At 42.6% G+C, this 18470-nt stretch carries 18 protein-coding genes and 1 tRNA gene; 11 read left to right on the top strand and 8 right to left on the bottom strand.

Annotated elements, in window-relative coordinates; all coding sequences use genetic code 11:
• Positions 1-901: 901 nt before the first annotated feature.
• Positions 902-1435, bottom strand: a complete 534-nt coding sequence (locus AKG35_RS02615) for a ferritin (RefSeq protein ID WP_011129874.1) — start codon at positions 1433-1435, stop codon at positions 902-904.
• 526 nt (positions 1436-1961) lie between these two features.
• Complete coding sequence (locus AKG35_RS02610) at positions 1962-2645, bottom strand: peroxiredoxin-like family protein (RefSeq protein ID WP_011129873.1); 684 nt, start codon at positions 2643-2645, stop codon at positions 1962-1964.
• Between the two features lie 468 nt (positions 2646-3113).
• Here AKG35_RS02610 and AKG35_RS02605 point away from each other — a divergent pair, with 468 nt between their 5' ends.
• The gene (locus tag AKG35_RS02605; RefSeq protein WP_011129872.1) at positions 3114-3371 is read left to right on the top strand and encodes a hypothetical protein; all 258 of its coding nucleotides are present in this window, start codon (positions 3114-3116) and stop codon (positions 3369-3371) included.
• A gap of 1076 nt (positions 3372-4447) precedes the next feature.
• A complete protein-coding gene (gene msrA / locus AKG35_RS02600; RefSeq protein WP_011129871.1) occupies positions 4448-5167 on the top strand; it encodes a peptide-methionine (S)-S-oxide reductase MsrA in 720 nt (239 codons plus the stop codon).
• 427 nt (positions 5168-5594) lie between these two features.
• On the opposite strand, the gene AKG35_RS02595 is transcribed toward msrA, so the two are convergent.
• Together AKG35_RS02595 and AKG35_RS02590 are read right to left on the bottom strand one after the other, a co-directional pair.
• On the bottom strand, positions 5595-6260 hold the full coding sequence (locus AKG35_RS02595; protein WP_011129870.1) for a hypothetical protein: 666 nt from the start codon (positions 6258-6260) through the stop codon (positions 5595-5597).
• A gap of 57 nt (positions 6261-6317) precedes the next feature.
• Positions 6318-6842: a TolB family protein gene (locus AKG35_RS02590; protein WP_011129869.1), complete on the bottom strand. Its 525-nt coding sequence runs from the start codon at positions 6840-6842 to the stop codon at positions 6318-6320.
• Between the two features lie 134 nt (positions 6843-6976).
• Here AKG35_RS02590 and AKG35_RS13280 point away from each other — a divergent pair, with 134 nt between their 5' ends.
• From AKG35_RS13280 to AKG35_RS02580, 3 genes are all read left to right on the top strand, one after another.
• Positions 6977-7144 carry a hypothetical protein gene (locus AKG35_RS13280; RefSeq protein WP_167523911.1) on the top strand — a complete coding sequence of 56 codons (168 nt, stop codon included), beginning with the start codon at positions 6977-6979 and terminating at the stop codon, positions 7142-7144.
• 30 nt (positions 7145-7174) lie between these two features.
• Entirely contained in the window at positions 7175-7588 is a 414-nt protein-coding gene (locus tag AKG35_RS02585; protein ID WP_011129868.1) for a hypothetical protein, read from the top strand.
• A 14-nt stretch (positions 7589-7602) separates the two neighbouring features.
• Positions 7603-7676 (top strand) — tRNA-Pro (locus tag AKG35_RS02580).
• Positions 7677-8244: 568 nt separating this feature from the next.
• Here the strand turns inward: AKG35_RS02580 and AKG35_RS02575 are convergent.
• From AKG35_RS02575 to AKG35_RS02565, 3 genes are all read right to left on the bottom strand, one after another.
• Entirely contained in the window at positions 8245-8562 is a 318-nt protein-coding gene (locus AKG35_RS02575; RefSeq protein WP_041384298.1) for a hypothetical protein, read from the bottom strand.
• Between the two features lie 859 nt (positions 8563-9421).
• Positions 9422-9760 (bottom strand): DNA polymerase III subunit beta, encoded by a 339-nt coding sequence (locus AKG35_RS02570; protein ID WP_157859789.1) that lies wholly within the window; start codon positions 9758-9760, stop codon positions 9422-9424.
• A 338-nt stretch (positions 9761-10098) separates the two neighbouring features.
• Entirely contained in the window at positions 10099-10605 is a 507-nt protein-coding gene (locus tag AKG35_RS02565; protein ID WP_011129864.1) for a hypothetical protein, read from the bottom strand.
• A gap of 660 nt (positions 10606-11265) precedes the next feature.
• On the opposite strand from AKG35_RS02565, the gene AKG35_RS02560 reads away from it, so the two are divergent.
• From AKG35_RS02560 to AKG35_RS02535, 6 genes are all read left to right on the top strand, one after another.
• Positions 11266-11601, top strand: coding sequence for a hypothetical protein (locus AKG35_RS02560; protein WP_236069640.1), 336 nt, complete (start codon positions 11266-11268; stop codon positions 11599-11601).
• 1105 nt (positions 11602-12706) lie between these two features.
• Positions 12707-13102, top strand: coding sequence for a hypothetical protein (locus AKG35_RS02555; RefSeq protein ID WP_011129862.1), 396 nt, complete (start codon positions 12707-12709; stop codon positions 13100-13102).
• 407 nt (positions 13103-13509) lie between these two features.
• Positions 13510-14700, top strand: a complete 1191-nt coding sequence (locus AKG35_RS02550; protein ID WP_236069639.1) for a tetratricopeptide repeat protein — start codon at positions 13510-13512, stop codon at positions 14698-14700.
• A 384-nt stretch (positions 14701-15084) separates the two neighbouring features.
• Positions 15085-15714 carry a hypothetical protein gene (locus tag AKG35_RS02545; protein ID WP_011129860.1) on the top strand — a complete coding sequence of 210 codons (630 nt, stop codon included), beginning with the start codon at positions 15085-15087 and terminating at the stop codon, positions 15712-15714.
• 901 nt (positions 15715-16615) lie between these two features.
• Complete coding sequence (locus AKG35_RS02540; RefSeq protein ID WP_011129859.1) at positions 16616-17518, top strand: oxidoreductase; 903 nt, start codon at positions 16616-16618, stop codon at positions 17516-17518.
• A gap of 93 nt (positions 17519-17611) precedes the next feature.
• Entirely contained in the window at positions 17612-17806 is a 195-nt protein-coding gene (locus AKG35_RS02535; RefSeq protein ID WP_041384296.1) for a hypothetical protein, read from the top strand.
• Positions 17807-18050: 244 nt separating this feature from the next.
• Here AKG35_RS02535 and AKG35_RS02530 read toward each other — a convergent pair whose 3' ends face one another.
• Positions 18051-18458, bottom strand: a complete 408-nt coding sequence (locus tag AKG35_RS02530; protein WP_052646165.1) for a DCC1-like thiol-disulfide oxidoreductase family protein — start codon at positions 18456-18458, stop codon at positions 18051-18053.
• Between the last annotated feature and the right edge of the window lie 12 nt (positions 18459-18470).

The following is an 18470-nucleotide window of genomic DNA, read 5'->3' as shown; positions in this document are numbered from 1 at the left end:
TAATGTGCCGTAGTATTTATATGATTAAAAACGATCATTAGACACATCAAAGACCTATCAGTTGATACTATAGAGACAAATTATTGATCACATAAGCGAGAATTCGGCGCTACATTATCAGGTAATATTTACTACAAGCAATGAAGCGTGCTTCGCAGTAAACAAATCATAAAAGGTTAATTCTTATTGATATCAAAGGCTTTTGAGGAATCCTGAAAGAACCAAAGCAGGCCATCGCTGGCGCTTTGTTGTATGTATCTATTGGCACAATGGATTGGCTCACCTAGGATTAAGTCTCATTTCGAATTGCACAATGCCATCCTGTGATTGGGATTACTTGGGCTAGTGATATATGGACTTTGTCTGGATTCATCAATGGATTTTGGAACCCTCTCAGCAGTGGTGTGTGGAATCATTGGCTCGGCCTGCTTGGCTATTTTTATCATCGGAGGTAAAGCCGATAATGATGGACAAGGGACCAATATGACGTGAAATCTGAGTTGGCATCGATTGTAAGGAAGGGCAGAGTTCTCACTCTGCCTTTTTTTATTATTGGTTTTAATTACAAATAAAAGTAGAGAACATGTCACTCATTAATTTAACTTAAAGCATGATTGAGAGTTAAAATTTGTCAAATGTGAAATAAGACATGCCAAAGAAATCATTGTCGGGACGTGACTTTTCAGAGCTTATCTAACAGGGTGATTATTTTTACAAACATTTTATGGCTAGAAGATATTGGTTGAAGCAATGCAATAGTATTGTATGTCAGAAGAAGGCCTTGAACAACTTTTATTAATACCAGATCATTGCAATGGAATTGATTGCGAATGAAACTACAACAAGCATTGGCTGTAGATGTTTTCTAGTATTATTAAATAGTGATCATAAAAACTTGGAATTAATTCTCAGATTGTTTTAATCCAGTAAGGCCACCCTTGACAGTTGTCAAGGCAGTTCCATCAAGAAACTGTTGATCCAAAAGAAGTAGCGCAGCAGTGTTATCACCAGCCAGGCGAAGGCGCTTACGCACGAAACGAGCTTCCGCTTCCTCTTGTAACTGTTCTGCGATGAACCAATCGAGCATGGCGGTCGCACTACGCTCACCAGCTTGTTCAGCTATGGAATAAATACGGTTAATTGATGCTGTTACATCTTTTTCTAGCTCGTAAACCTGATCAAAGAGATCCTGGGTGGACCCCCAATTGCGTTGTGGAGCTTCAACAGCGGGAAGCTCGACCTGCTCATCGCAATCAACAAGGTAAGCAATAAGTCGATCTGCATGACCACGTTCCTCTTGGCTCTTAATTTGCATGTATGAGGAAAATCCGGCTAAATCCTTCTCGCGAAGCCAAATTGACATCGCTAGGTAGGTATGACTTGCCTGAAACTCACAGGCCAAATGAAGGTTGATCGCCTTGGTTAGATCATTCATGCTCAGGTTTAACGTTTAAGACCATCATTGGTGAAATGAACTTGTTTAAAGGAGGGTGCCTATTCATACTAATAGAGAAGTACTGGGATGCAGGACACTTGTGTAGTTAGTTTATAATATACATACTGTCGTTCACATAAGATTGTAAAGGCTTCAGCTAACTTTCAGTCGTGGCTTGTGATGATTAGAAGTTTTGCAGGGTTTGAAGAATCAAGTTATTTGTTAAATCTTCTGATATTGCCTTCTTATAAGATAGGAAGGGGCGTGATTAACCTATAGATGTTTGGAGTTAATGAGGATCATACATATAGTTGGTTGCAATTTAGCCCCAAGGCACTGAATAACATAGCGGTGCCGACAACATCTATTGATTGTGACTTATACTAAATAGTTACTAGACGCTTTACAGCACTTGCTTAAGTATCATGCATATTATTATGGTTGTTTTATCTATACTAGTCGCCAAATCGAAAGTTAGCAAGCAAGTCTGAATTATTAGAACATTGGAGTTGATATTTTATTCATATTAATTCTTATCTAGATATTGGCCTAGGAAAGAAAGGGGTTTGGCCATTGTTTCTGAGAATCCGAGGATCCCCTTGTCTTGGTGGCTATATAAAAGTGTGTCGTCACAATCTAGTAAATAAGTACCGCCCCGTTGTGTAATGAAGTCGTCACGAGGTAAGTAAGTACCCAAGTTACTTAGCACTTCTATCATGTTTCGGAGTCGAATAGTAGCGAGTTCAAATGGTCTTTGAAAACCCTCACCACCAGCTCGCCTGAAAAAGGATCCTCTTACGGATGGGAATGGGGAGATATTGATGGTTTCGTTATTCGCGATTCGCTGGGGTGCATTACGATCTCCTGTGTAGCCACGTAGTACTTCAGACAGGGTGCCTGGAGAACCAATGCCTGCGCACATTAAAAACAATGCAGGCCAAGGGCCACCAAGTGTTTTTAGTCCGCCATAGAGACCCAGCTCTCTGTGGAGTGTCGGTTCCTCATCTACCAACATATTTTGCTTAGGAAAGCCAGTAAAGGTGCAGAATCGTTCCGCACTCTCAGCGTTGCCTATGCCTATGGCCAAAGTGGAGATCCCAGCAGCCCTTAGCCTTGGCATATCAGCTACTAGCGCTTGAGCATATTCGAGGCTGTCAAAGTCACCTAACTGGGGAAGCAAAATAATAAGTCGATATTTGCCTTTTTCCATGCCTGGCACCTGACTCAGTCTTTGAAGCAGTGGAAGGGGTGCTTTTACTGTGCACACGTCGTTAGGATTGTGAGATTAGTTTGCGCCTCAATTAGCGTACTACTTCTTGTTCATTATAGAAACATCCTTATAATTACAAGAAGCAGGAAGGCTTGGTTTCATTTATGAGATTTCCCTATTAGCTAAATCAGGCATCCATAGATTCTATGGACATCATAAAGTTGAAACTTACAGCAGAAGCTTGCTGGTTCATTAAAAACGATAACAAGCCTGGGCAATAACTTAAAAGAAGATCTATCTGTCAATTTATTAAATAGTGGGAACAAAGATGGTGTCTTCAACCCACAACCTGATCACCTAGAGCCATTGCTATCAAAGGGCTCATGCATCTCAATATGATATGTTTCAATCGTAAGACAGGCGGGGGTTAAAAGGCTTAAATACAATGAAGAGTATAAAGGCAATGACATGCCAGCCAACACTCCATACTCCTTGCGTTGTACTCTCACCTTTGGAGACATCTATGGCCAAGTCTTGGCCTGGATGGCAGTGATCTTCGTAAGCCTTGCAGCAGGCCTGGGTCTAATGGGCTCGAGCAGGCCTCTGTTCGCTCTAGTTGGCGTTGGCTTGATCTTGGTATTAAGCCTGCCCTTCCTCCTGTTCGCCTTCGTAACAACCCTGCTCAACCACATCTCTCTGGAGCCCAAAGAAGCATCCCAAAGTTAACGTTAATTGAGTAATGTGCGTTTCCAAACTGATCAACCTACAGGTTTATAAATGTAAGCCTGTTAATTAAGATCCGAAGACGAAAATAGTCTAAGTATTATGCCTTGAGCCCTCATCAAGGCAGCTATCAAGGGCTCTGCTTGGATCTCACTAAAAACACCAAGGTTGCTCGTATAGTATAAAGTAAATCCACTACTGGCTTCAGCAAAAATGATCAACCTCTGCAATCAAATCAGGGGCCAACTGGACGAACAATATTGGAAAGCCGATGACAGAAAAACTTCTGCCTTAACTATTTCAAATAATGTTTCAAATCATCGCTAGGAAGACTCCTTTTAATTTTATTACCAACATCAAAAGAAACGCGAATGGGTCAGTCTCAAAATCTCTAATCACAAGCGTTCATTAAACCGTAGCCAAGCCAAGTGACAGAGGTGAAGCGATCCAGAGACTCTGTTCGGAGAAGACCTGAATGGGAAATCAAAAGGATCAATCAAACAAGCCAAACTGTTATATAAATCACCCTGGAAGCAGAAGGAATAATGATTTAATTTAAAATAAATAAAGTCAGAGAATAAAAGAAATGAAGCCGCTAGCCACTTAACACTTGATTATAAGAATGTGCATACAGATTGCTCTGATGCTGGAAACATAATTATCTGTTTCACGCGTTGAAGCAACAATGAAATGCATTGCAGAAGTATCTCAGCTCATATTGGAGGGTTTGTAGCTAGCAAACAAGAAGATAGCCCGAAAAGAATGGCAGCCAAACAGCTGTTAGCAGAGTTTTTGACCAGATCAAAAAATCATTGAACTTTAGCTAATCATGAAAGTCAATCTGCACTATTATAAGTGCAAGAAATTGTGAAAGAGGATATTGTATGTTCACATAATTGAGGTGGCGATGGGTATTCTGAATCCATCTGATCTAAACAAGATTGGCTCTAAACTGTTGAAGATGAACCTTATTTTAGGCTTACCCCCCCCTCTTTTTGTGGTTCGTGACAGGGCTCCATAACCACCTGCATCTAAAACCAAAAGGAGTTGCCTATGGTTAGTAATCTTGCCTGAATTTGATGTTCCCATCGTGGTTAACCCCAAAGGCTTCAAAAGAGGCTGCAATTCCCTCAGGAACTCAGCAGCACGCCGTTCTAGGTACAAGGCTGAATGACCCGCTAACCACAGATCAGGAAGATGCTCTGTTTGCTTGTGGCTGCTTTTGGGGAGCCGAAAAGGGTTTCTGGAAATTGCCTGGAATCATCACCACGGCAGTGGGTTACGCCGGTGGTCATCAAGAGCAGCCGACCTATCAAGAGGTCTGCTCAGGACGTAGCGGACACACTGAAATCGTACGGGTGGTGTGGAATAAATCCGTGATTGACTACAGCGACCTCCTCAAATTGTTCTGGGAGTGCCATGACCCCACACAAGGAAATCGCCAGGGTAATGATCGAGGGAGTCAATATCGATCGGCGATTTACACCACAACGATTCAGCAGATTGAGCTTGCGCAGGCCAGTCGAGACAGCTTTCAGCAACTCTTAAGCAAGGCTGGTTTTGGAGCAATTACAACTGAAATCAAAGCCGATCAACAATTCCATTATGCCGAGTCCTATCACCAGCAATACCTAGCAAAACCCGGAAGTAGACCATACTGCTCTGCAATGCCTACTCAGGTTGCTCTAAATGATTTTCCAGGTGCAAACTTTAAATTACCAGTAAGTGTCTGGCAAGAATATGATTGGTCAGTTAGTCATTGCGTTCTAAGATCTGGAAATGAAAAAATAAAGCTCTAGAAACAGCACACTTAAAAGGTAGAATCTCAAACCAAGTCAATTCAAGGCATACAACCAAAGCTTCAACTATACGCAAAAGGAGGCGTCGGGTTGGGCAAACTTTCCCTGCAATTAAAGAGTCATCAACCGCATAGATAAGGCAATCATTGTCAACTTTTCTTCGGGCAACAAAGTCTTATAGCTAGATAAATGTCGAAGTCAGTTAAATAGCGGGAAAGTTAGTCGAAATGTACCCAAATATTTAAATGATCGTAACAGACAGGCCATAGGCAAATTACTAGCATCTCTAGATCCATTGCATTCTAAGAATCTTGGCAGTAATTCTATTTACTTATTGACTATACCTCTAGTACCGGACTTGCTTCGCCATTGCATAGATGAATTTTGGATTGTCTCACCAATTGGTTCAAACCTTCCACCAAGTTGTTTAGCAAGAAGGGAGACGCAAACCATCACGGGCGCGTAACTCAATGCTTTCCATTGATGAAAGCTTGTATTTATCAAGCGAAGGGTTAACTGAGAAGAGTTTTTGGCCATTTTTATGATTACGATTCCATATCCAATACTGTGGCGAGTGGGTATCGGAATATAAACTCACTAGCCATGTCATTGAATCGACATCATCATTAACGATATAGAATTCACGATCTTTAGCAAGTTGTTTAAGAGCACTCAGATCATTCACAAGTTCCTGATCTATGATAATCTTACGACTGAGTAAGTCAGTTTCAATCAAAATTTGTGGAGCATCAGTTTTAGGGTCTGATAGTTCAACTCCAAGTGTTCCACTTTCAGGCTGATACACGAGCTCATAAGGGCAATCTTCTTTACAACTCTGCAGATCTTCGGTGCGCCAGCGCACCAAGCAAGGCAAACCATCTTTGATATTCAGCAACCCATACAACCAAGTTGCATTTCTATCGAACCCAAGAGGTGCTGATCCAGCCTGACTTTCTTCAAAGCTGAAGCTTAAAAATGGTTTCCAACCTTTTTGGCCAGGCAGACGAAGGACGTAAGTATTGCCACCATCTGGTTGCATCCGTTTTCGCAGAACCAACTGCCAATCACCGTCAATCCAGTCGACAGAGACCAAATGGCCATCATTGGCTTCATACAGTAAGCGACGCTTACCAGTCTCTAGATTGATTACCTAGAGATCGTGATAGCGAGGATCGCGATCATTTAGGCCGATGACCAACTCATCGGGGACATCTTGGTCATCACCCCAGATAGCAGCTTTGACACCCTTACCTGGTGTGAGATCAATCGCCTCGCCAGTCGTTGGATCGATTCGAATCAAAACAATGTTTTCATCGCCATAGCTGTCGCGGCTAGTGATTAGATATCGACCATCAACGCTCCAACTAGCAGCCCTAGTGGGACGATTCGTGCTGTTTGTAAGCAGACGTGGTTTAGATCCCGCTTCAAGCTCTTGAGCCCAAAGATTCAGCACTCCCCGATGGGGCGCCAGAAAAATAATCTGCTTACCATCTGGACTCAAGCTAACCCCACTCACCTCACGGTTGCCAAACAAGACTTCACGTGGAATCAGCGGAACCTCCCCCTGAGAGAGGGTATCTGCGAAAGCAGGAGAGGAAAGTCTTATCGGTAAAGCAATAGTGGTTAACAGGAATGGTAGAGATAAAGTTGCTCTAAGCAAAGAAAATCTTCTCATTGACCATTAATCGGTTTTTTGATAAGTGTGACCAGAATTACTCATCAAGAGGAGCAGCCGCTTGCAGATAACATTTCACACTCCAAATTTCATATAACCTACAACTCAAGCAAGCAGATCACCAATATGGAGCAATGAAGCCACCTTTGCCAGATCGATTGGTAATGCTTGCCTTAGCTGCCACTCTGATGATTGTCTTCTGCCTGATCTTCTCCTTGAGGCTTGCCAGTCAACAGGGGAAAGAACCAGCTCTACAGTGGCGGGAGGCCCCAGAGCCAACCTCAGGGTCCTTACAGATCTAACCACCCCTGCCCATCTGAGCCCTTGTAGAAATGGCAAAGTGGTGGGGATTCAGCATCAGGTTGCTGATCTTGCCCTCACCATCAGACCCACAGCAGCCACGCAGGTTTCTTCCGCTCCCAAAGGGCTTGGTTGAGCTCTATGGGCTCATCGCAGTTCTAATGGTTGTCATTCCCGAGTGGCTTGCTGAGGTCAGCTTGAACATGGGAAACAGCACCAGCGAAGCTCAGCTTCCTATGAGGGCGCGCGCATGGAGAACGTTGCCAGAGCTGCAGTTGGCAGCAATGAACCTTTCTGAATTGAGACAGCTGGCGCATCAGCTCAAGCTATGGGGCTACGCGAGCGAAAGCCGTGATCAGCTATCAAGGCGACTCTTAAGGCGGCTGAGCAGAAGATTGCCTTCAAAACGAATTAGGTCGGCCAGTAGGCAACGCAATACCCTGTGATAACTTGCCTAAGCCGGGGCGTGGCGCAGCTTGGTAGCGCACTACTTTGGGGTAGTAGGGGTCGTGGGTTCAAATCCCGCCGCTCCGATTCCGGGCATGACTGAGATCTCAGTCTTAAGGCCACTTCTCATTAGAGAGGTGGCTTTTTTGATTCATCAACATCTATATAGATTTTGTCAATGGAATTATTCAAGAATCAATGAAGAGTCCAAGCCAAAGAACCATAGATTCAGCGCATAAAAAAACATTGCAGGCGATGCTTCTTCTGTATCAAGATCGTTACTCGCATATTAGTTCCGCAATCTGCAATAGCTAACCGCCATGGCAAGCCGAACAAACCATGATTCAACCATTAACGAGTGCTGCCATCAACAAATTAAAAGGATTGATCTAAGCTTAAACAATTGAGCGCCTAGCAAGAAGCTACTCAAAAGCTTGACTGAAAATCAACTAAGAACTAAAAAAGGCAACAATGCAAACCTTAAAGCACCGATATCTAAAGGCTTAGAACGTATTGCTGTGCATTGATTTAATAGAAGTATCTAAAACTAAGATCTAAAATGTTTTATTGGTTGAACATTTAATCAGCTACTATTGCACAATAAAAAATAAAGATGGTTGCCAGAAAGAATTTTTTCTGATGTGACATCAACGATTCATGACCGTTCAGAGCAATTGGGATCCAAACCAGTTGATTGGAACCTGGTTGCAACTGAATAGCGATGCAACCAACGATTAACCCGTCCCCGCTGGCCAGGTGGAACCTCCTCAAGCAACTGGGACAACTCCAAGGCACCCAATCGTCTGAGTTCCCTCACATCCACATGCCAAAGGGCCTCAGCCTCTCGGATCAAACGCGCCCAAGTTCGTACCTGTTGCCACTGACGCAGCCGAGATCGTAGTGGGTCAACTAGAAGTGAACGACTGAAAGTCCACTGCCTAGAGCGTTGATGGTGGCTGGGTAAAGCATCCATGTGACTACCTTGACGAATTCAAGGCCGATCCATGCAAAATCACCAGTGCGCTTCGGAGTTCTGAAGCAAATCAGCTCTTTCCATTCCAACAAGACAGCCTCGTCTCTTTTTCTATCGTTGAAGTGGGTGCAGCAAGTTCTAAGCCCACGGCCAAGGCAGGGGCAATACAGTGAGCAAAGCGGTTGCAGTAACGGTCTAACAGTTTTCCCATCACTCTGATGCAATGGCAAGCTGTGCTCTATGGTGCCGACCTCAAGCTAGAAGTGTTGATAGAGGTGCTACGAGAAGCACATCAGAAGTTCACAGTTAAGGCCTATGGGCCGTGCTTGGAATCAAAGAATTCATCAAGTTGTGGGTCGATTGGCTGAAGCTGAGGGTTTAGCAGAAAAAGAAAAGGTTTAAGCAGAGTTTTTTTGGTGGACACTTAGCAGCGATGAAGGTTTGGCTATTTAATTTCAAGCTGTCGTCTTTAGCTTACGGTAAAATAAAACAATTCTGTGATCATGGTAAATCACAGTCATACATCGAAGACACTTGACCTTGATCACAGTTTTCAAAAGGAAGGCCGAACTCTATTGAGTGAAGTGAATCAAGAGCAGAAGCTGGCAAGCTGAGGATGCTGCGGTAAAGATTGCAAATAGTAAGTGGAGCTAGGTGAATGAGATGCATTGAATTTCAAACTGCACAGGAGGAAGAGAATTAATCATTGGAGCTAATTAGCGACGTAGCAAGAACAAAGACAGGGCTGATGGGCTCGGAAGAAGAGTGTAGATTAATTAATAACGAGCTCCCGAAGTAGGTTGTGGATGCTTGAGCCTCTCCTATCAGGCTATCTACTTATCACCTAGAGACAAAGATATCATTTACCAATGCAATTATTGAAGTAGTTTGCGATGGCAAAATTTATCACGATTGCTCGGGTCGTTTCGTCTTTACTTAATCCTGAAAAAGCCTGATCGGAGGCAAGATCCGCACAGACCAATTCGAGTGCCTCCTTGACCTCTGGACGCTGCTGAAAATCACGAAATTCATCTGTAGCAGTACTAATCAATTCATCGACATCAGTTGATAAGCCCATTGATTGCCGTTGGAGGAGATAGGCTTGTATCTGCTGATAAATTTTTGCAGAAATTGGAACATTTCCCCATGAAGCACGCAGACTATCCTTGCTAATTGCGAACTCTTTATCCTTAGACATTTTAGGCTCCATCAGCGATTTTATATTCAAACATGCGAATTATGCGCTCTATAGAAGATAGATGGTTTACTGATTTAATAATAGCAGACTATTTGTCAGAATAAGCTGAATTTTAGACTGCTGGCTAAGTTTGGCCTACAACAAGCAAAGACAATGGCTTTGTTCAGCTCTTATCAACCTAAAATTGAAAAGTAAAGATTGTGAGCCTCTCTTCTATAGACACTTTACCTAATTTTAATCAGAGTCTGCCTGTTGCTTTATCTGGATAAATACTTCCTAATAGCCTAACGTGACGGAAGTTCTCTGCTATTGGGTTGAATGAGTATCTTCACTAGGGCCTATGTATTTAGGTTTTTATTGATTAACGAAGAAGGGTTAAAAGGCTTGGCTTGAGATTGTCTAGGGCCTTGATTTGCAAGATTAAGGATAGAAGCATTAAGCTCTAACTCGGAAATGCCAATGTTATCTCCGCATGTCTCGAAAATATTCGCGGCGATGAATGAAGCCATATCTTCTTTTGGAACTGCCATGACTTCATTTAAAGCACCTGAGCGCATTAAGCTACTTATCATTTGACGCCCGGCAACTAAGGGAGCTTGATCTGCAGGGGTTCCGTCTGAGATCGCAACACAGTACTTATCAGAGAAAGTCTCGCCCACCTCCGATACCGCAGGGGACAGCTCGTAGTCGTCTGCAAAGGCTGGCGGTTGAGCAGAAACAGAAGAGAAGAGAAGTATTGCAGCAAGAAAGATAGAAAAAAAATACTTAGAAAATTTACGCATCGGGTTCATAACCTGTTTTAGGCCCTTTACTAATTCAAAGCTACCTGACTGTGGGCGAACCAACCACCTAAATGAAGAAGCTGAAGCGATTATTGATTTAATGCTAAGGACAAAGTAAATCTTTTCTTTCAGCTTGAATGCGATTGCAACAAGCTTAGGTAGCGCTGCTCATTCGACTATTTGAACATTAGCTTACGCAGATCAAAAAAATAATGGTCCTTTCAAAGCCTGATTACCCTGTTGTCATTTGTAGTTTATTTCTTCAAAGCCCATGCAAAAGCAGCAGCTTGAATGACTTTGCTCCGCCAACAGCGAGAGCGTGCATAAACTTAAAGACTGTTGCCAATCTCATCAGAGAAAACGACATCGATGCTGATCTAAAAAATTTAATAGCGCATTAGCTTGATTGCGACAGTTAATCAAATTTACGCTAGGCAAGAAAGCGATTTGAGCCTGGCCAATCTATGGTTGCGGAGTTTCTTTTTTACTTCTTCAATCACAACTGAAAGATATAGTCTCGACCAAAGCCGGCTAGTGCGATTCATTTGGATTAAAAGTGTTGATGCAGCCGCTAGAGATACATTGATCAACACATTTGCTCGCATCGGCGATAGGAGATGAGTAGAAAGACCTATTGATCATTGCTTTATCTAACCACTGATTAACCTTTAAAACCACCATGCTTATGCCAGATTAAGCTGAGTGTACTGTCGAAAATCTAAAATGTTGGCTGAATTCAAAACTCTATTCGAGCTTAGCCAAGAAGGTTACTTTAAAAAGCTGATGGAATCAGCCAGAGAGGTATTAGATGTCCCAGTCAATACTTTTAGCAACAGCACAATTAGCAGTCAAATCGTGATTGGAATCATCGCAATTGTAATCCTGGGTGTTATCATTTTACCATTCGGAGCAACCGAAGCTTCGATCAAGGCTTGTCAAGTCAACACAGACAAAAAACTCGTCAAAGTTGGCGGCTCGGTAATCGTTGTAATGACCTCACTTAGCGCCATACTCTACCTCGAAGTTTTGAAGCTATATGGAGTGTTTAGCAGTAGCTAAAGATTGAGACCTCCAACTGGCTAACGCGCGATTAAAATCCTTATATTTATCACTAGCCTTAGAGAATGCATGTCTTCTTAGGAATAAAAAGGTTGGTTTCAATTCATTGGAACTAATGAAAATATTGAATGACCTCAATTAACGGCTCTGGATTCTTTTAATTACTGTGCAAGTCTAAGTCATCTTCTCCTGCAAGCAGTGGAGCCTTTTTGACTGGAGGGGCATCAATCATGTTCTATCAGTAGGGTTCCGATCTCTTCAATGTGCACAAAAGATTGACTTGTGAAGGTTGAAGAGACAAAAGTGCTCTGTAGACATTTGACATAGATTCGCCAATGGATCTTCATAGCATGCTCCTTGCTTTGCAGTTCTTTCGCGTAAGCTTAGCAACCTCTTTCACCCCCAATTGCATCTAGAGCCATGCCTACGTAAATACCCAGAATTTGAATTCGCGGACAATTAATCAGCTAGACAGCTACCGAAATAGTGTCCCTAAGTTGCCAAAGCATCAAACCACGCGTCACAACCAGAAGAAGGGATAGAAATGCTATTCCAACACATAAAGGGCAATGTGGAAATCCCACTCAGCTCTTCGCCAACTAGTCAATTATTAGCCAAAGGCTCAAGAATTGTCCGCGAGTAATGACACATTGATACTTTAATGGCCAGTTCGCCGATCTCCCAATGGGGTAGCAACGCCAAAAACGTTACCCCTTAACGTGCTTCCAAACCAGCGGTGAACTTGCTCAAATCTTGTAGAGAGCATTCTTTCTCTATTGAGGGCCGTCAAATCCATTGCTTTAACAATGGCACCCGCGTCGGATGCCCTCAAGTCCAGGACTCATTTTCAGGGTATCTGCGTCATTGGACTCCTATTTGATCTCTAGCCAAGAAGGGAGCGTGACATTATGAGTAGAAACACTTATTCTGACATGGGTTGCCTCCTGGAGATGCGTCTTGCAGAACTGGTTCATCCTGGAGGTCTCTAAAGCAAGAGCAACCCTATTGGCCAGACTAAAAAGCATCGATCCTATGCAGCCAAATCATGTCATAGCAATAGGTTTGTTTGTTACTAAAAGCACTGTGTCCAAGATCACAGCAATGAGTGAGTGAGCTCATCACATTAATCATTGATCGCGGAGATGGTGTGTTCAACGGGGACGCCAGCCCCCACAACCCACACCATCCCATGAACTTCAAATCCGGCCTTGCTGCGACCGCACTAGCAGTAGTTGGCACAACATCAGCACTGGCCATCAGCACTCCAGCACAAGCAGCTGATGGTTGTGGCCGCGGTTGGCGCTATTCCCACAGTTACGGCGGCTGTGTCATGAAGCGCCACCGGAGAGCTGTGTACATTCCTGTATCACGCCCTTATTCCCCCGTTTACCATCGTTCGATCTATAGACCCGGCTATCGCAACGTCTACAGGCCCGTCTATCGCCCTTACCACTTGCATCGTAGGCCAGGAATTGGTGGTGTCATTTCGATTGGATTCTAAAATCAAAAGTTTTAAAGACCCGCTCTTAACACGCCAAGCGCGGGTCTTTTTTTGACAACTTGTAGCCCTACCTACAGATGAGGCAGGCCTTTAAAAAAATCGCTAATTGCTATCGCGGCTAAGCAAACGTAACCTGAAGTAGATTTACTATTGCTAATCACAGGTTCATCAACAAATGGTAAAATTGTAAAAGGTTGCTGTAGCGTAATCAGAGCCGATGACATCAATATTTCGCCATCTTCACTGCAGTGCTTGTTGAACTATCGTTAATAGACTTAGGTTTTCGAGCAATCACAGAGTTGGCGATTGCCAAGCCAGTCCTCTGAATGATTGAGTTAAAATACTGCCAGAAGCTTGGTTATGGCGGGTAGAATCCGAATGAAGTGGCGCTAGAGACTCCTGAAGCCATGGCAAATGAGTCATCCAATCATTCAGTATCTGGGAAAAGTGCAAATGACTACTTCAAAGATGGTGAAAAAAAATTTCGTTCAAATGATTATCAAGGGGCAATTGATAGTTACAGCAAAGCAATTGACATCAATCCAAATAATGCCATTGCATACAATAATCGAGGGAATGCAAAAGATGAACTAGGTGATTATCAAAGTGCACTGAATGATTACAACAAAGCAATTGATATCAACGGACTCGATGCCAGCTTTTACATCAATAGAGGTGTTGTTAAGAGGCACTCGAAAAACATCAAAGGGGCAATCGATGACTACACAAAAGCTATTGAACTAGATCAACAACATGCAACTGCCTATTACAATAGGGGGTTTGCTAAATTCAATCAAAGCGACAACAAAGGTGCTATCAATGATTACAATAAGGCTCTTGCCCTAAATCCAAAACATGCAAAATCATACTACAATAGAGCGATTATCAAAAACAATATTAATGATATCAAAGGTGCAATTTCTGACTACACAAAGGCAATTGAGGCCATGCCTCTTTTTGCCTTTGCCTATTACAATCGCGGCAATTTAATGGAGAGGCTGGGCCGAAGGCAAGCAGCTGTTACTGACCATGAGAAGGCACTAGAAATAAATCCACAACTTATCACTGCGATGAACGAGCGTGCTGAAAATAAAAACTTAGTTGAGAATAAGGTTGTAAATAATATGAGCAATGAAGAAGACAGAAATCATCAGGATGCATTTTATTATTACAGCCAAGGCAATGCAGAACAAAAGCGAAGCAACAATCAATCAGCGATCGACTATTATACAAAGGCGATAGAAGTCAATCCATACTATGCCGAGGCATACAACTACAGGGGCCTTGCTAAATACAACCTTTATGACTATCAAGCCGCACTTGATGATTACAGTAAGGCAATAGAAATTAACTCGATATACGAAGATGCCTACATTGGATGCGGTCTTGCAAAGTCTGCATTAAGTGATTATCAAGGTGCCATTCGAGCCTATGAGAGGGTACTAGTCATTAACCCCAAGAATGTTGCTGCTTATAGAAATCGTGGTATTGCTAAAGAATTGGAGGGAAATCTAGAGGGTGCTTGTTCTGATTGGAGGGAGGCCGCCTCTCTAGGAGATGCAGATGCTGCAGAATGGGTCAAGGCACAATGTTGTTAAGGTACTCGCTTCTGCAAACTGTGGAATCACAAAAAAGAAGCTGGGCAAAGCCAGTAAATGCTTCTTTCAATTTAACGCTGAAGCCATGTTAATGACATGGTACTATCTATGATAATGCTTAAAGAATTTCTCTTGCTGCTAGATTATCAGCTATAGTCGGAAGCTAGTTTAATATGTAGAATCAGGATAGCTTTGTTATTGGCACATGCGCCGATAAGACAATTTACCTTAAGCCCAGGCGGCAATTATGCAATAAACTGTTTAAGAGACTGAATCCCTACGAACAAAAAACACCGGAAACGCAATCTTTCAGACAAAGAGATTCTACGGTACAAATACTTATTCCTGATAGCGAGAACAGTCAACAATTACATTTGCAATCACATGCCTGAGCCCATCCTAAATGAACTAAGCAATACAGTCCAACAATGTCTTGCTTGTATATCCAATCAGAATAAAGGTGAACCAAATATTGAAAAGGCTGATCTTGATTTCTGGCTTAACCCAAAGTCAGTTATTTTCATGACCTCCCCTGAAACGGAGGACATCTATTGTGCAACGCTTGATGATTTGGATACAAAGAGTGAATTGCTGGAGATAATCCTAGATGAGGCTATTCTCTCTACCTTTCTAACAACTGAAGATTTAATTCTAGTACTTGCTGCTCAGGACTCACCAAATGTATATGATGTTAGGATGGCCGCTATTGATAGATCTACTGGATGTGCCTTAATTCGCACTGAGAATCTTTTTAATAAAGACATTCTGGAGCGTAATATACTTAAGGCTATTGGGGACTCCGCAGAACCATCAAAGCAATTCTGGATGAATCGCTACTCCGATAATAAATCATGGCAATTTAGAAAAGTTGCCTACAAACGAATCTCATATCCTGGCAATAATTTTCACAAAAGATTTATTAGTAATTCATACCGTAGACTTCAGTCTTTTGTGTTGGATATCGAGACACATATCCTTTCTAAGTTTAATGAAGTCGAAATACAGGAGGATTAAAATTCTGAACCATAATTCACCAGCCGGTGAGCTACTCTGGTTTCATTCAACAAAAGGCACATCATTTTCTATGATCCTGATTGCTTACTTTATTCTTTCTGGCTCTCCAAATGAATAGCAGGGGTATCCCTACAAGCATTAGCCCAGTGTCTGCCAATAAGAAGTTGTTCCATAAATCCATTGGCTCTTTCCATTTTGCTGCACAATTTTAAATCAAAACGATAAAGCTCGTGGCTAAATTCTAATCTTGATCAAAACAAAGGCATGGAGTAGCTAAGACCATCCCATGGCGTTGCTAGAAAGAAGCTTTGTTTTTATCTAGATCAGTAAAAAAATGAGTGCCCAAACGCTTGAACGAAATCGACCCGAGATCGCAGTAAGGTTAATTAGAACCCATAATTTTTCAATCCGACAAAGAGCATTTTTCGTTGGCAACTTACTTGAGACCATTTCAACCCAAAACTGAGCTTAAATTCAAGTGGGCTCGATAGATGGTCTACATCGAAAATATCGATATTTGCAAGAAGAGAAATAGAATCACTGGTCTTTTATGTTCTGGTCTTGAACATCCTTGAGGCTAGGCATGAGTTGTGTGGTTAACTGGCAAAGCTTCCGGCAATATAGAGATTGAGGTGCTATGTAATACAACAATATCTTATCTTGCCCTCTTCCATAAATATTGAACTTATGACTAAATCAAGCAAAAGGAAGTCTCCATCATTGGCAAAGAAACCTTTACAATCGACTTAAAGACATTGCTTGCCATCCTTATGTGATCAATTAGCGAATTGAGACAGGCAGTGTACCCATTTAGAAATTACAGGCCTTCTCAAGATGCTATGAAGCAGCTTAGGCTTCAATGTTCTACTTTATGGATCACCACTGATAAGGGAGCCACCTGATGAGCTGGAAAGTTGCAGATATCCCTGATCAAAAAGGAAGGGTTGCATTAGTAACAGGTGCCAATAGTGGCCTTGGTCTTGAGACAGCCAAGGCATTGCTTAATAAGGGTGCCAGAGTCATTATGGCTTGTCGCTCACTACCCACAGGTGAAGATGTACGCCAGGTTATTCTCGAGAGAAATGATTCCACAAAGCTTGATCTGATTGAGTTGGATCTCGCTGATTTAGCGAGCGTTAGGCGTGCAGCTGAGCAGGTAGAAAGCCAATACAGCCGAGTGGACCTTCTAATTAACAATGCTGGAGTGATGGCTACTCCAAAGACCCTCAGCAAACAGGGTCTGGAGCTTCAGTTCGCCGTTAATCATCTTGGCCACATGGCATTAACACTAAAGCTCCTACCCTTACTCGCAAAGCAACATGGAGCAAGGGTTGTTACCGTCACTTCTGGCGCACAGTACATGGGTCGAATCGCATGGGACGATCTTCAAGGGATCAAGCAATATGACCGCTGGGCTGCCTACTCACAAAGTAAACTTGCGAATGTGATGTTCGCCTTAGAGCTCGACAAGCGAATGCGCCAGACAGCAAGTGGGATCGCATCATTGTTGGCACATCCAGGTCTGGCCCGCACTAATTTGCAGCCTAAATCTGTTGCTGCGAACAAATCCTGGCAGGAAGGCCTTGCTTATCGGTTAATGGATCCCATGTTTCAGAGCGCTGCAATGGGGTCTCTACCACAATTACATGCTGCAACCGCGCCAACTGCTCAAGGCGGCGAACAATACGGACCTAGATTTAACTTTAGGGGTTACCCGAAGCTTTGCAGCGTTGCCCCATTGGCACTTAGGGAGGAAGACCGTCAAAGGCTTTGGAGCATCAGTGAAAAACTTTTAGAGATTTGAACTTGCCATTAACAAGTATTTTAACGCTTTCCTTGGTTTAATCTGTCACTTTCGACTCTCACAGCTATGATCTAAAGGCAGTGAATTCCGCCCATGCCTGAAGAGCCAATTGAGAATCCTTCAGACAATCCAGTCATTGAAGCTGAGGCTGATGAAAAAGTAGAAGCTGAAAAGACTATTCAAATCCCAGAGGGCTCTAGGGTGGTGACAATCATTATCGACAAAGGAGAGGTAACCGAAAAAGTATATCAATCACCCGATGGAGACAGGATAATCGTGAAGTACTAAAAATATTCAGATCAAACTCCCTAAAGGTTCAATTCTTGTAACTCAATCAGGGAAATATTAGTGACCATTTCAAAAGGAATAGATGTACCTACAAAATCATAAATATCCAATGAATTCCAAGGCTATAGCTTCTTGAAAGCAATGACAATCAAATTTACTGCCTGAAAGTGAAAGCAGCTAATATCTTGGCTTGATTATATTGAGTGAGCGTTTATATCTTACAAAGTCAAGCACCTGTATTCAATTAATCAGGATCTAATGGTATTTGCTTGTAAGCCAGTGCTGTACGCCGGGCCAGCCTTAGAAAAGGATATATTAGCCTCGAGCGAAATGGTGAAGACATCAAAGTCTTAAGAACAGATAATAGCGGAGCGGATGGTTCCATTTTTTGACATAACCACTGAATGGCCTCAGCTCCATGAAAAGCCTCATCACCTACGATTAATATGGCTCCATCTCTGAGATCTAAGCCTCTAGATTTTAAATTATCTCGTAAAGGCTTTTCTGCTCGTCCATCACATATCTCCAAGCCCTGAACACCACTACGTAACTCACTCAATTCTGCAAAGTGGAGACAAAAAGGACAGCCGCCATCATAGATCAGTAACGGAATTGATGAGTAGCTTTCAAACAATGGTGTTTGCAGTTTCATGCATTCATCTGA

This window comes from Prochlorococcus marinus str. MIT 9313, from assembly GCF_000011485.1.
Taxonomy (GTDB): domain Bacteria; phylum Cyanobacteriota; class Cyanobacteriia; order PCC-6307; family Cyanobiaceae; genus Prochlorococcus; species Prochlorococcus marinus_D.
This window is presented reverse-complemented; position numbering and strand designations above follow the sequence as displayed.

Excerpts from the sequence above, each read along its gene's own strand:
- AKG35_RS02585 (WP_011129868.1), top strand. The coding sequence starts at position 7,175 with ATGGCAAAGTGGTGGGGATTCAGCATCAGGTTGCTGATCTTGCCCTCA.
- AKG35_RS02610 (WP_011129873.1), bottom strand. The coding sequence starts at position 2,645 with ATGGAAAAAGGCAAATATCGACTTATTATTTTGCTTCCCCAGTTAGGT.
- AKG35_RS02590 (WP_011129869.1), bottom strand. The coding sequence starts at position 6,842 with ATGAGAAGATTTTCTTTGCTTAGAGCAACTTTATCTCTACCATTCCTG.
- AKG35_RS13280 (WP_167523911.1), top strand. The coding sequence starts at position 6,977 with ATGAAGCCACCTTTGCCAGATCGATTGGTAATGCTTGCCTTAGCTGCC.
- AKG35_RS02535 (WP_041384296.1), top strand. The coding sequence starts at position 17,612 with ATGCCTGAAGAGCCAATTGAGAATCCTTCAGACAATCCAGTCATTGAA.
- AKG35_RS02530 (WP_052646165.1), bottom strand. The coding sequence starts at position 18,458 with ATGAAACTGCAAACACCATTGTTTGAAAGCTACTCATCAATTCCGTTA.
- AKG35_RS02550 (WP_236069639.1), top strand. The coding sequence starts at position 13,510 with ATGGCAAATGAGTCATCCAATCATTCAGTATCTGGGAAAAGTGCAAAT.
- AKG35_RS02605 (WP_011129872.1), top strand. The coding sequence starts at position 3,114 with ATGCCAGCCAACACTCCATACTCCTTGCGTTGTACTCTCACCTTTGGA.
- msrA (WP_011129871.1), top strand. The coding sequence starts at position 4,448 with ATGTTCCCATCGTGGTTAACCCCAAAGGCTTCAAAAGAGGCTGCAATT.
- AKG35_RS02615 (WP_011129874.1), bottom strand. The coding sequence starts at position 1,435 with ATGAATGATCTAACCAAGGCGATCAACCTTCATTTGGCCTGTGAGTTT.
- AKG35_RS02540 (WP_011129859.1), top strand. The coding sequence starts at position 16,616 with ATGAGCTGGAAAGTTGCAGATATCCCTGATCAAAAAGGAAGGGTTGCA.
- AKG35_RS02575 (WP_041384298.1), bottom strand. The coding sequence starts at position 8,562 with ATGGATGCTTTACCCAGCCACCATCAACGCTCTAGGCAGTGGACTTTC.
- AKG35_RS02545 (WP_011129860.1), top strand. The coding sequence starts at position 15,085 with ATGCCTGAGCCCATCCTAAATGAACTAAGCAATACAGTCCAACAATGT.
- AKG35_RS02560 (WP_236069640.1), top strand. The coding sequence starts at position 11,266 with ATGTTGGCTGAATTCAAAACTCTATTCGAGCTTAGCCAAGAAGGTTAC.
- AKG35_RS02570 (WP_157859789.1), bottom strand. The coding sequence starts at position 9,760 with ATGTCTAAGGATAAAGAGTTCGCAATTAGCAAGGATAGTCTGCGTGCT.